This window comes from Paenibacillus sp. FSL H8-0537, assembly GCF_038051995.1.
Classification (GTDB): Bacteria; Bacillota; Bacilli; order Paenibacillales; family Paenibacillaceae; genus Pristimantibacillus.
Genome location: NZ_CP150290.1, coordinates 4,878,971 through 4,891,521, shown reverse-complemented (window position 1 = coordinate 4,891,521; position 12,551 = coordinate 4,878,971). Strand labels below are relative to the sequence as shown.

The window sequence follows — 12,551 nt, the reverse complement described above, 5'->3', positions numbered from 1 at the left end:
AGCGTCTAGTCTCAGCGAGCGTTATGCGAATAGTTGGGTTAACGCATGCCGTGCATTTTTTTAAACTGTTCGGGACCGACGCCTTCCAGCCGTTTGAAGACGGAGCTGAAATAGCTTGCGCTGTCGAAGCCGGACAGCTTGGCAATTTCCTGCATTTTCAGCGTGCTCTCGCGGAACATCAGCTGCTTGCTGCGGCTGATACGCTCGCGGTTGACGTATTCCATCGGCCGCATGCGCATCGCTTTTTTGAATAGTAGGCATAAGTATTGCGGCGTCACATGAATCGCACCTGCTAAATCCTCAATCGTAATGAGGCTGCCAGCATGTGCTTCAATGTACTGAATGACGGGATGGAGCCGCGATAAGCTTTGATGCGCCGAATGAGAGCTGACACGAACGACCTTCATCAGATCGAGCAGCATCGCATAGAGCAGCTTCGAGCATTCCAGCCCGAGGAAAGGGCGGTCCGACTGCGACATGGCGTAGATGCTGCGCATATGTGAAATCAATACCTCTCCATCTGCTGTTGAATAGACGCCAGATTCAGTAATGCCTGCCTGCTCGAACAGCGTTTCGCATAGGCTGCCGCCAAAGCTTACAAAATGTACATCCCACGGCTCGCGGGTGGCATAATACCGATGCGGTACACCGGGGAACAGACAAAAGCCTTGGCCATTTTTTACCGAATAGCTTTTTTCCCCGATAATAAGCTCGCCTTCACCAGAAGCAACCTGCAGCCATTGATAGTGAGGAAAGCCGTTCATGCGATCGATTGTCTCCTGATTGCCCCAATGTCCGATAATGTCGACGAAAAGCGGCAGCGCAAGCTCGGTATCTGTTACAAGCGGGAATGCAATTGTATCCATTTGCCGCACATCCTGTTTCATATTTTTATAGAGATAAGAATATTGTTAGATTTAGTTTCGATAAATCGAATTATATAATATGAATATAGTTAAAGAATGGGCGTTCGTCAAACGAGAGCCGCTATTACAGGAGGTTAAACAGATGAGCAGCAAATTTCCACCAATCAGCTCGAAAATTCCCCAAATGCTTCATGGCGCGGATTATAATCCGGACCAGTGGCTTAAATATCCTCATATTTTAGAGGAAGATATTCGTTTAATGAAATTATCGCACAGCAATGTCATGTCGGTGGGTATTTTCGGCTGGGTTGCCCTTGAGCCAGAGGAAGGCGTCTTTACCTTTGAATGGATGGATCAATTACTCGACCGCTTTGCGGCTAATGGCATTTATGCACTGCTTGCAACGCCTAGCGGAGCAAGACCGGCATGGATGTCCACCAAATACCCGGAAGTGCTCCGTGTAGATGAAAATGGCATTCGCAATCTGCATGGTGCACGTCATAATCATTGCTTCTCCTCTCCGGTGTACCGCGAGAAAGTGAAAATTATGAATACGAAGCTTGCGGAGCGTTATTCGAGCCATCCAGCTGTTATTGGCTGGCATATTTCCAATGAGTTCGGCGGCGAATGTCACTGCGACCTGTGCGCCGCGGCGTTCCGCGGCTGGCTGCAGCAGCGTTATGGCACACTTGATGCATTGAATGATGCTTGGTGGACGACGTTCTGGAGTCACACCTATACCGATTGGAGCCAAGTCGATACACCAACGCGCCGCGGAGAAAGAGCTGTTCACGGCATGAATGTGGACTGGATGCGTTTTGTTACTGATCAGACGGTGGACTTCTGCCGTAAGGAAATGGAGCCGCTTCGTGCCATTAATCCGGAGCTGCCGATTACAACTAATTTTATGCTCGACTTCGAAGGGCTGAATTATTGGAAGTTTGCGGATATGCTCGATATGATTTCGTGGGATGCTTACCCAACTTGGCACAGCTTGGAAAGCGATAGCGAGCTGGCGGCTTGGATCGGCTTCAACCATGACATTTTCCGCTCACTCAAAGGCGGCAAGCCATTTATGCTGATGGAAAGCACGCCAAGCATGACGAACTGGCAGCCGGTCAGCAAGCTGAAGAAGCCGGGCATGCATTTGCTGTCTTCCATGCAGGCCGTAGCCCATGGCTCGGATACCGTGCAATATTTCCAATGGCGCAAAAGCCGCGGCTCCAGCGAAAAGCTGCATGGCTCGGTCGTTGACCATGTCGGACATGAGCATACCCGCGTATTTAAAGATGTGACCGACGTAGGCCATGCGCTTACGAAGCTTGAAGATGTGGTCGGCACAACGGTTAAGCCGGAAGTCGCGATCATTTACGATTGGGAAAACCGCTGGGCGGTCAAAGATTCGCAAGGCCCGCGCAACTGCGGCATTCATTACGAGGAAACAGCGCGCAAGCATTACCGTCCATTCTGGGAGCTCGGCATCCCGGTAGACATTATTGATTCTGAATGCGCATTGGATTCATATAAAATCGTGATCGCGCCTATGCTGTACATGGTGCGTCCAGGTGTTGGCGAGGCTATTGAGAAGTTTGTTGAAAATGGCGGCACGTTTATTGCGACTTACTGGACTGGCATCGTTAACGAAAGCGATCTTTGCTTCTTGACGGGCTTCCCAGGGCCGCTTCGCAAAACGCTCGGCATTTGGTCAGAGGAGATTGATTCCCTTCATGACGGCGAGACGAATCGCGTAGTCATGTCGGAAGGCAATGCTCTTGGCTTGTCCGGAGAGTACGAAGCGCATGAGCTTTGCGACCTTATCCATCTTGAAGGCGCAGAGGCGCTGGCCGTATACGGAGAAGATTTCTATGCTGGCCGTCCGGCATTGACGGTAAACCGCTTGGGCAAGGGGAAAGCGTATTATGTAGCTTCCCGCAATAAAGAACCATTTTTCACAGATTTCTTCAAGACGCTAGTGGAGCAGGAAGGCATTCGCAAAGTGCTGGATACCGAGCTGCCTGAAGGCGTGACCGCGCAGCTGCGCGGCGATGGGGAGTCAGACTATGTATTCGTATCCAACTTCACACCGCAAGAGCAACAAGTGGCGCTCGATGACCACTCTTATGAGGATGTATTGAATGGTGGTCAAGTGGGGGCTGCACTGGCGCTTGCTGCGTATGATGTTCGGATTTTAAAACGTAAATCTCGTTAATTATTCCAACGTTTGTGCAGGAACCGCGAATGAAATTCGCGGTTCTTTGCATTGAAAAATGCTTTAAATTATACATTAGATACAAAGAATTAATGATATGGTTCTATATACCTATAAATAAATGTGGATTTATTGTCGATTAACGATTCATGTTGTTTTGGAGGGGAGCGGGTAGCATGAGAAAGAAACATCTACATTTATCTTTGACGGTTAAATTGGTATCCAGTGTCATCGTGTGCTTGCTTGCCATCTTCAGTGTCATGATTACACTGAACTTGAATCAGCTGCGGACGCTTGCCGTTACGAAAGGCGAGCAGGAGGGGCAAATTGCTGGAACGGATTTTATGATGATGATTCAAAAGGAAATGACAGCAGTGGAGTCGAAGCTTGAGACTTTGAAGTTTACTCTTCAGGATACACGCAGCGAACAGCAGCTGTCGCGGGAAAACGTCGTGGAGCTGTTGGGAACAATGGTCGAAAATGATCCGCGAGTGCTCGCCTATTATACACTCTGGGAGCCAAATGCTTTTGACCAGAAAGATGAAGTCAACATTAATTTTAAGTCATACGATGATATAACGGGCCGCTTTATCCCTTATGTTTTCCGGAATGGAAGTAGTACAGCAGTTAGTCCACTAACGGATTATACGGTACAAGGGGCTGGCGACTATTATTTACTGCCTAAGGAGTCTAAAAAAACCACCTATGTTGACCCTTATTTTTATGAAATAGCTGGTCAGCAGGTGCTTATTACATCAATCGTTATTCCTATAATGGATCAAAGCGGCGCCTTTCTAGGCATCGTTGGGGCTGACATATCGATTGAAAGCTTTCAAAATGCAGCAGCCGAATATGCTCCGATGGGCGGGCATGTATCGCTTATAAGTGAAAAAGGAAAGTATTTGGCTAATCCCAACGATCCAGCCACTTTAAATCAGCCTTTTGGCGATAATGCCGAAAAACAGGCTTTGCTGGATGATGTGATGAAAGGAACGCGCCTATTGGGCTATACCCCGAATGCAGACGGAGACGAAGTGTTGCGGCTATTCGAGCCAATCGCACTGCCAGGGAGCACCCAGTTCTGGTACAGCCAAAGCGTCATTCCGAAAACAGCGATTTTTGCAGAATTTACGAAGAGCCAAACGAGCCTGCTTATCGTTGCGATAAGTTCAATGCTTTTATTAGGTCTTATTATTTCCCTCCTGATTCGCTTTATGGTCATTCGCAAGCTTCAATTGTTTAATCAGGGCCTTGAAAAAATGGCCGAGGGCGACCTCACCCAGTCGATTGCTATTAAACAGCAGGATGAGCTGGGCAAAATGGCTGCCTCCTTCAATAGCATGACTGAGAAGCTGAGGAGCATGTTCCAACTCGTGACGAATCTCGGAGTAGCCGTCAGTGAAACGTCGGAGCAGCTGACGGCTAGCGCTGACCAGACGAGCAAAGCGTCCGAGACGATTGCCGAATCCATTCAGACGGTGGCGATGGATGCCGAGTCGCAAAATCAGCATGCAGGCGGCACCGCCGAGGCGATGTATGCGATGTCCAGCCTTGTTCAGCGGATAGCTGAATCGAGCGATCAGGTAGCAGCCTCTGCAAATGGCGTCGCGCTCCAGACGTCCGATGGTTATCAACTGATGCAGCAAGCTGTCCGGCAAATGGGACAAATCCAGCATTCGGTTTCCGAGACGGAAGCAGCGATTGTACGTCTTAATGAACGCTCGGCCCAAATCGGACAAATGACAGGCTTGATTACAGCGATCAGCGTACAAACAAATCTGCTGGCGCTGAATGCTGGCATTGAGGCTGCGCGTGTAGGCGAGCATGGCCGGGGCTTTGCAATAGTAGCGCAAGAGGTGCGCAAGCTGGCGGAGCAAACGAAGCAGGCTGCGGATCAAGTATCACAGCTTGTGGATGGCATCCGCAGCGATACGGAGCATGTGGCGCAAACGATGCAAAGAGGGTCCAAGGAAGTGGCCAGCGGCGCGCAAACCGTAGAAGGAAGCGGCGAGCTCTTCAATGCGATTATGAATGAAATGAGCGCGGTGAGCGGTCAAATTCAAGAGGTTTCAGCAGCGGCTGGACAAATGAATGCAAGCTCGCAGCAAATGACCGCAAGTGTTGAGCAAATGGCGGTTATAGCTGGCGATACCGCATCGAATTCCCATAATGTCGCGGCGGCCTCCGAGGAGCAGCTCGCGTCGATGCAGGAAATATCGGCGGCGGCTGAATCGCTGGACCATATGGTTCAGGAGCTGCTGGGTAAACTGTCGCAGTTTAAAATTTAATTTTTTTCTAAAAACCGTTATTCCCCTGCTGATTCAGCAGCGTGAATAGCGGTTTTTTGTCCCTTTTCCTTAAAGTGGAATTTCTGATTGGCGGGCTTGGTCTAATTTGACATTGCGTTAACATAGCAAAGTATTTCCGTTGATGCTAAAGACCTATAGTAAAGGAAGAAGGACTCACGGAAGGATGATGACAAATGACGACTGCTGAGCTAGCGCATCCGATGGATATAAAGCTGGATATGGACGAATTAGAAGCCTGTCTTCCAGAGCAGCAGGCAGAAAATATCTTAACTGCAGAGGCTGCCGGTATGTGGCAGCAGGCAGACGCTCCATTGCAGCAGGCCGCCCAGCTTGCTGATTTTATTCGTCAGGCGCCGTTTATACGGGAGGAGCGGACCTGCAAAGAGACGATAGCTGTCTTCAAGCAGCATCCCGAATCAGAATGTGTCGTCATTTGCGACGCCGCAGGCAGAGTGAAGGGACTCATGATGCGGAATCGTTTTTTTCTAAAGCTGGGCCATCGTTTTAGTGCGGACTTATATTATGAAAAGCCTATTACCGTCATGATGGATGCAGCCCCGCTCATTATAGATATGGATAGTGCACCGGAGCATCTCATTGAGCGGGCGCTTAATCGCCAGGAAAAAGTGCTCTATGATTGCGTGCTTGTAACAGAGGATGATACGTTCACAGGCATCTTGACGGTTGCCGATTTGCTGAAGCTTTCCAAAAGGCTGCAGGAGGAAGCGGAGCAGGCCCAGCGCAGGACGATTCAATCTGCCGAAGAGCGTGTAAAGGAGATCGAATCAGCGATTCAAAGCGTGCGTGGCTCCACGGAGGAAGGCGAGGAGCTTTCGGTCCTGATGGTGGATTTGACGCTAAAGGGGAAGAACGAGCTGGATAAAGTAACGCAAGCATTCGTCTCTATCGCTGCCAATTCACAGCTTCAGGAGAAGCGGATGCGTGCTTTGCAGGCGGAGGCTGGCTCTATTAGCAAGGTGTCAGGGCTTATAAAGGAACTTGCAGAGCAAAGCAATTTGCTTGCGATTAATGCTTCGATTGAAGCGGCGCGGGCCGGCGAGCATGGGCGGGGCTTTGCGGTCGTGGCTGGCGAAGTGATGAAGCTGGCGAACCAGACGAAAACATCGGCTTCTACGATTACATCGCTTATCCAAACGATTATCCAGGAAATCGAACAAACGGCGCAGCTCGCGCAAAGCGGCAGATTGGAGACGGCATCAAGCGAAGCACATGTGCATGAGGTAGGAGGCGCGTTCAATAGCCTATTTCATGCGGCGGCCGACAATCGCAGCAATGCCGGGCAAATTGGAACATTATCTGAGCAGGCGTATTTGCAAGTGCAGCATGTTGCAGACGAGATGAGCAGCCTGCAAAAAAGCAGGTTCTCCTAAATCGTCTACTTTTAACACCACGTTAACATAAATGCAATATAAGATTTACAAACAGTCTGTAACATATAGAAGCGTGGTGGAAAAGGCGTAACGGAATGAAAAGCTTGAGCTGGAGAAGCGTTCGCTTTCGCTTTTACCCTTGAATTTCTCCATTTAGTAGCTTATTCAAAGTAATTCAAGGGTAACGGCGATCGTAAGCCAAGCTTTTCATGCAGTGAAGCATCCTTTCACCACACTTCTAGAACGGAACAGATTAGTTTTGTAATGAATCACATACAACCCATGAATAAGGGCTAAACGGGCAATAGAAAGCAATAAGGAGGAGAACGTTTGGAAGCGCTAATTAACATAGACAAGCTGAACCTGTACTACGGGGCGTTCCACGCACTGAAGAACGTATCGCTAACAATTCCGGCTAAGGCGATTACCGCCTTTATCGGGCCTTCCGGCTGTGGCAAATCGACCTTGCTGCGGACGCTTAACCGGATGAATGACATGATTCAAGGGACGAAGATTGAAGGCAGCATCATGATTGACGGACAAAATATTTATTCTAACGAAGTAGAGGTAGAGGCGCTGCGCCGTAAAATCGGCATGGTATTCCAGCAGCCGAATCCTTTTCCAAAGTCCATTTATGATAATGTGGCTTATGGTCCGCGCCTGCACGGCATTACAAACAAAAAAGAGCTTGATGAAATTGTAGAAACGAGCTTGAAATCCGCGGTGCTGTGGGGCGAAGTGAAGGATTCCTTGAAGCGCTCGGCACTCGGCTTATCGGGCGGTCAGCAGCAAAGGCTGTGTATCGCAAGAGCGATTGCGGTAAATCCGGATATTTTGCTGATGGACGAAGCGACTTCGGCGCTTGATCCGATTTCTACCTTGAAAATCGAGGAGCTGACCCAGGAGCTGAAGGATAAATATACGATTGTCATGGTTACGCACAATATGCATCAGGCGGCTAGGGTATCGGGTCAAACGGTATTTTTCCTGAACGGCGAGGTTGTTGAATATGCGGATACGGAAAAGCTGTTCTCCAATCCGACCGACCAGCGTACCGAGGATTATATTTCTGGACGCTTCGGCTAATGCCGAACACGCGGGCTCATGCGTTTTCCATGTAAAGATTGATCATTTGGGAGGAAAGTTAAAATGATGACAACACGCAAGGAGTTCGACCTCGGTCTCGAGCAGCTTCATGATTTTGTAATAGAGATGGGGAATTTTGTTGAGCATGCATTGGTCGAAGCCATCGAAGCATTAAAAGCCGTTGATGTGGAGCGCGCACAGCAGGTCATCGTCGCTGATCTTTCGCTCAATCAGCTGGAGGAGAAAGTAACGGAGCTTGGAGCAAAGCTCATAGCGACGCAGCAGCCGGTAGCGAAGGATTTGCGCCGTATATTATCTGCCTTCCGCATTGCCAGCGATCTGGAGCGGATGGGTGATCTTTCGGTTGATATTGCCAAGGTCGTATTGCGTATGGATGGGCAGGAACTAATTAAGCCGCTCATCGATCTTCCCCGCATGGCTGAAATTGTACAAATGATGACAACGGAATCTATCCAATCCTTCATCCAAGAAAATGTCGATCTCGCTTACAAAATGGCAAAGGATGACGATCAGGTCGATGCGCTGTACGGGCAAATTACCCGGGAGCTTTACTCCCTAATGATGGAAAACCCCCGCAACATTACGCAGTCCTCGCTGCTTAGCTTTGTTGGACGATACCTCGAGCGCTTCGGCGACCACGCCACTAACATCGGTGAGAGCGTCGTCTACATTGTGACAGGCACAAGACCAGATTTGAACGTTTAGCCTAGTAATCTAGTGAAAAAGCTTCCATTTCCACGCTGCTGTGGAAATGGGGCTTTTTTTGTTTTATAAGCTGATTATTTCAAGCACCTGCTGCATAAAAGCTTGATCCCAGTGCTGGCTTCGCCAGCTTGCCATCATGGCCCACCGCGCTGCTTCATCATCCAGCACAGCAAGCTTTAACCCAAGCTCCTCTAGTTTAGCCGTTTGCGGCAATAAGCATTCGGGCAAGATAGCAAGATCTCCGCAGGCCGCAGCGGTATTTATAAGCAGTTCTACCGATCCGAAGGAGGCATGCGAAGTTAAAGAATACTGGCATTTGCGGCTCCACTCATGAATGCGCTGAACGACGGAGCTGTCAGCAAGCTCGGCAAACTCATATTTTTCGAGCTGCGAATAGAGTGATAGTTCTCCTGACCATTCATATAAAGGATGCTGCTGAGGAATAATAAGCCGGAGCGGCGAGGCACCCATCGTCTGATAGCGGAATTCGCCACCCTCTGCCTGCTGCTTTCCTGCTCCATACAAAATAAAGTCGATCGTTCCAAGATGCAGCCTCTGATAAAGCTCCTCCTCATCATGAACGGCGATGGAGATAACGGCGGCATGGCTGCCTGAGAGTGTCCGCAGCCTCCCCATTGCGGCACTGCTCGTCAGGTAAGCAGTGGTGCTGGTCGTACAGCCGATCACAAAACGATTTTTCTCTGCCGCATGAATGGCACCAAGCCTCGACTCCGCCTCGCTATATAATTGGTCAATTTGCGAAGCATAATGAAGCAGCAGCTTTCCATTTTTCGTGAGCAGCACCTTCCCCGTTCGCATTTCGAACAGCTTGACGCCCCATTCCTCCTCCATTTTCTTCATATGAAAGCTGACGGTGGGCTGCTTGATTTGCAGGGCATTGGCCACCGCGGTGATCTGTTTATAGCGATCGATGAGGACCATTAACTTCATTTTTAACAAACTCATGAGCTGCCTCCTGAAATCTTTCATTTTATCTATATCATATCCACATTCATAGAAAAAATCTATGAGATTTAATTGATAATTTTACAAACAGAAAACATTAGGTTAATGCCCCCGATCTACAATAGGTCTTGTGAAGCAAACAAGGTATTGAGAGGGGAAAATAAGAAATGAAGAAGTCTTTGATGTTGATTATGGCAATGGTACTGACATTTACACTGGCTGCATGCGGCCAAGCAAACAATGGAGGTACAACAGCAGGCAGCGCAACAAGCTCAAGCAGCCCATCGACAGAGCCATCCGCTGAACCATCTGCAGAAGCATCTGGTCTAACAGGCTCGCTTCTAGCAACAGGTTCCTCTGCACTTCAACCATTGGTTGACCAAGCGTCGAAAATGTTTATGGAAAAAAACAGCGGCGTTACGATTCAAGTACAAGGCGGCGGCAGCGGTACGGGCCTGACGCAAGTATCCGAAGGACAAGCAAATATCGGCAACTCCGACGTTTATGCGGAAGAGAAGCTGGATGCAGATAAAGCAAAAGAATTGGTTGACCACCAAGTGGCAGTAGTCGCTATGGCAGCAGTTGTAAATAAAGCAGTAAAAGTAGACAACCTTACGAAGCAACAGCTGGTTGATATTTTCACAGGCAAAGTAACGAACTGGAAAGACCTTGGCGGCGACGATGCAGCAATCGTAATCGTAAACCGTCCTGCAAGCTCCGGTACTCGCGCTACTTTTGAAAAATATGCACTTGGCCAGAAGTCCGAAGATCTTCAAGGCTCGATCCAAGAGGATTCGTCCGGTACTGTTAAGAAAATTATCGGTGAAACTCCAGGCGCTATCGGTTACCTTGCACTTTCATACCTGGACGATTCCATCAAATCCGTAAGCTATGACGGTGTTGCAGCTAACGTTGAGAACGTAGCAAACGGCACGTATCCAGTATGGGCTTATGAGCACATGTATACAAAAGGCGAGCCTGATGCAGCAGCAAAAGCTTTCCTGGAATACATGATGAGCGATGAAATCCAAAACGAAAAAGGCTTGGTTGTAGAACTGGGTTACATCCCAACTAGCCAAATGCAAGTTGTTCGCGATCTCGACGGCAACATCACTAAGAAGTAGTAGCTAATCATTCATAGGCCAGCACAAGAGGCGGATTCGCAATCTGCCTCTTTCTGGCTGTATAGAGGAGATCATTATGGCGCAAACGATACCGAAAAAAACAGCGGGCAATAACCATTTTGTAGAAGAATGGGTCGGTAAAGTATATACAACCTTATGTGTCCTGTTTTTGGTTGCGACGATTATTGCCATGGTGTATTTTGTCGCTTCCCGTGGACTGAGCACCTTTTTTAAAGATCATGTAAACGTATTTGAGCTTTTAGGCGGTTTAAAATGGAGCCCGGAAGGATCTCCCCCATCCTTCGGTGCATTCCCGTTCATCTTCGGCTCCTTCAGCACGTCGCTGCTTGCGGCATTGCTTGCGGCACCGCTCAGCATTTGCGCTTCCATCTTTATGATTGAAATTACGCCGAAATTTGGACGCAAGTTTTTGCAGCCGGTTATTGAGCTGCTGGCGGGCATTCCATCCGTCGTATACGGCTTTATCGGTCTTAGCGTCATCGTGCCTTTATTCCGTGATATTTTTCCTGGACAAGGTTTGGGTGTAGCTGCGGGTGCACTTGTATTGTCCATTATGATTTTGCCAACGATGACGACGGTTGCGACAGATGCGCTCGCTTCCTTGCCTGCTGGACTGAAGGAAGGCTCTTACGCACTAGGTGCCACACGCTGGCAAACGATTTATCGCGTCGTCATTCCGACTACGCTTCCTGCGCTCATGACGGGTGTCGTGCTCGGTATTGCACGGGCATTCGGCGAGGCGCTCGCTGTACAGATGGTTATCGGCAACGCGCCCTTTGTGCCGCGCTCCCTGTTTGAGTCGGCTTCGACGCTGACAAGCGCTATTACGCTCAGCATGGGCAACACGGCTGCTGGCTCCACACATAACAATGCTTTGTGGTCGCTTGCGATGATTTTGATGCTCATGACATTCGTTTTCGTATTTATCGTACGCTGGCTGGAAGGCAGGTCTAAACTATGAAACCAAAAACAGTAGATAAAATTGCCACAGCCGTCATTATTTGCGTAGCTGCATTCATCGTGCTGCTGCTAATCGGCTTGCTCGGCTTCATTCTTGTGCGCGGGCTAGGCCATATCAGCTTCAGCTTCCTGACCTCGGCTCCTGAATCGTTCAGAGCAGGCGGAGGCATTGGGCCGCAGCTGTTCAACTCCTTGTTCCTGCTCGTGCTTACGATGATTATCACCGTTCCGATTGGGATTGGCGCAGGCATCTATATGAGTGAATATGCGAAGCCGAGCAAGCTGACTGATTTTATCCGGCTTGTCGTTGAGGTATTATCTTCGTTCCCTTCCATTATTGTTGGTTTATTCGGCTTACTTATGCTTGTCAATTATCTCGGTCTTGGCTTCTCCTTGCTTGCGGGCGCGCTTGCGCTCACCGTGTTCAATCTGCCGCTGATGGTGCGGATTACGGAGCAGGGTCTCAAAAGCGTGCCAAGAGAGCAGAAGGAAGCGAGCCTGGCGCTGGGCTTGACGAAGTGGAAGACGATAACGTCCACCATGCTGCCCATCGCATTGCCGATTATTGTGTCGGGCACGATTTTAGCTGCGGGCCGCGTATTTGGTGAGGCGGCGGCATTGCTCTTTACGGCAGGAATGAGCTCGCCTAAACTTGATTTTTCGGATTGGAACCCGTTCAGCCCAGTATCGCCGCTTAACCCTTTGCGCCCGGCTGAAACGCTTGCGGTTCATATTTGGAAAATCAATTCCGAGGGACTTGCTCCCGATGCTGCGGAAATTGCTGCTGGAGCTTCGGCTGTACTGGTTATCATGGTGCTGCTGTTTAATTTGCTCGCACGCTGGCTCGGCCGCTTCATGTACCGCAAGTTTACCGCTACGAAATAGGAGGATGG

General features: G+C 49.3%; 10 protein-coding genes. 8 read left to right on the top strand and 2 right to left on the bottom strand.

What is annotated here, in order from left to right:
• Positions 1-38: 38 nt before the first annotated feature.
• Positions 39-866, bottom strand: a complete 828-nt coding sequence (locus tag MHB80_RS20585; RefSeq protein WP_341278719.1) for an AraC family transcriptional regulator — start codon at positions 864-866, stop codon at positions 39-41.
• Positions 867-1,008: 142 nt separating this feature from the next.
• Here MHB80_RS20585 and MHB80_RS20580 point away from each other — a divergent pair, with 142 nt between their 5' ends.
• The 5 genes from MHB80_RS20580 (at position 1,009) to phoU (ending at position 8,587) form a co-directional block, all read left to right on the top strand.
• On the top strand, positions 1,009-3,075 hold the full coding sequence (locus MHB80_RS20580) for a beta-galactosidase (protein ID WP_341278718.1): 2,067 nt from the start codon (positions 1,009-1,011) through the stop codon (positions 3,073-3,075).
• A gap of 176 nt (positions 3,076-3,251) precedes the next feature.
• Positions 3,252-5,363 carry a methyl-accepting chemotaxis protein gene (locus MHB80_RS20575; protein ID WP_341278717.1) on the top strand — a complete coding sequence of 704 codons (2,112 nt, stop codon included), beginning with the start codon at positions 3,252-3,254 and terminating at the stop codon, positions 5,361-5,363.
• A gap of 194 nt (positions 5,364-5,557) precedes the next feature.
• Positions 5,558-6,775, top strand: a complete 1,218-nt coding sequence (locus MHB80_RS20570) for a methyl-accepting chemotaxis protein (protein WP_341278716.1) — start codon at positions 5,558-5,560, stop codon at positions 6,773-6,775.
• 330 nt (positions 6,776-7,105) lie between these two features.
• Positions 7,106-7,861, top strand: a complete 756-nt coding sequence (gene pstB / locus MHB80_RS20565) for a phosphate ABC transporter ATP-binding protein PstB (protein ID WP_338552248.1) — start codon at positions 7,106-7,108, stop codon at positions 7,859-7,861.
• A gap of 66 nt (positions 7,862-7,927) precedes the next feature.
• Positions 7,928-8,587 carry a phosphate signaling complex protein PhoU gene (phoU, locus tag MHB80_RS20560; protein ID WP_341283040.1) on the top strand — a complete coding sequence of 220 codons (660 nt, stop codon included), beginning with the start codon at positions 7,928-7,930 and terminating at the stop codon, positions 8,585-8,587.
• A 63-nt stretch (positions 8,588-8,650) separates the two neighbouring features.
• Here the strand turns inward: phoU and MHB80_RS20555 are convergent, their stop codons facing one another.
• Complete coding sequence (locus MHB80_RS20555) at positions 8,651-9,553, bottom strand: LysR family transcriptional regulator (RefSeq protein WP_341278715.1); 903 nt, start codon at positions 9,551-9,553, stop codon at positions 8,651-8,653.
• Between the two features lie 167 nt (positions 9,554-9,720).
• Between MHB80_RS20555 and MHB80_RS20550 the strand changes: the two genes are divergently transcribed.
• The 3 genes from MHB80_RS20550 (at position 9,721) to pstA (ending at position 12,543) form a co-directional block, all read left to right on the top strand.
• The gene (locus tag MHB80_RS20550; RefSeq protein ID WP_341278714.1) at positions 9,721-10,677 is read left to right on the top strand and encodes a phosphate ABC transporter substrate-binding protein; all 957 of its coding nucleotides are present in this window, start codon (positions 9,721-9,723) and stop codon (positions 10,675-10,677) included.
• A 76-nt stretch (positions 10,678-10,753) separates the two neighbouring features.
• Entirely contained in the window at positions 10,754-11,659 is a 906-nt protein-coding gene (gene pstC, locus MHB80_RS20545; RefSeq protein ID WP_341278713.1) for a phosphate ABC transporter permease subunit PstC, read from the top strand.
• The gene (gene pstA / locus MHB80_RS20540) at positions 11,656-12,543 is read left to right on the top strand and encodes a phosphate ABC transporter permease PstA (RefSeq protein ID WP_341278712.1); all 888 of its coding nucleotides are present in this window, start codon (positions 11,656-11,658) and stop codon (positions 12,541-12,543) included. Before pstC ends, pstA begins: the two co-directional genes overlap by 4 nt.
• Positions 12,544-12,551 lie beyond the last annotated feature (8 nt).

Excerpts from the sequence above, each read along its gene's own strand:
- MHB80_RS20550 (WP_341278714.1), top strand. The coding sequence starts at position 9,721 with ATGAAGAAGTCTTTGATGTTGATTATGGCAATGGTACTGACATTTACA.
- pstA (WP_341278712.1), top strand. The coding sequence starts at position 11,656 with ATGAAACCAAAAACAGTAGATAAAATTGCCACAGCCGTCATTATTTGC.
- MHB80_RS20575 (WP_341278717.1), top strand. The coding sequence starts at position 3,252 with ATGAGAAAGAAACATCTACATTTATCTTTGACGGTTAAATTGGTATCC.
- MHB80_RS20555 (WP_341278715.1), bottom strand. The coding sequence starts at position 9,553 with ATGAGTTTGTTAAAAATGAAGTTAATGGTCCTCATCGATCGCTATAAA.
- phoU (WP_341283040.1), top strand. The coding sequence starts at position 7,928 with ATGACAACACGCAAGGAGTTCGACCTCGGTCTCGAGCAGCTTCATGAT.
- MHB80_RS20580 (WP_341278718.1), top strand. The coding sequence starts at position 1,009 with ATGAGCAGCAAATTTCCACCAATCAGCTCGAAAATTCCCCAAATGCTT.
- MHB80_RS20585 (WP_341278719.1), bottom strand. The coding sequence starts at position 866 with ATGGATACAATTGCATTCCCGCTTGTAACAGATACCGAGCTTGCGCTG.
- pstC (WP_341278713.1), top strand. The coding sequence starts at position 10,754 with ATGGCGCAAACGATACCGAAAAAAACAGCGGGCAATAACCATTTTGTA.
- MHB80_RS20570 (WP_341278716.1), top strand. The coding sequence starts at position 5,558 with ATGACGACTGCTGAGCTAGCGCATCCGATGGATATAAAGCTGGATATG.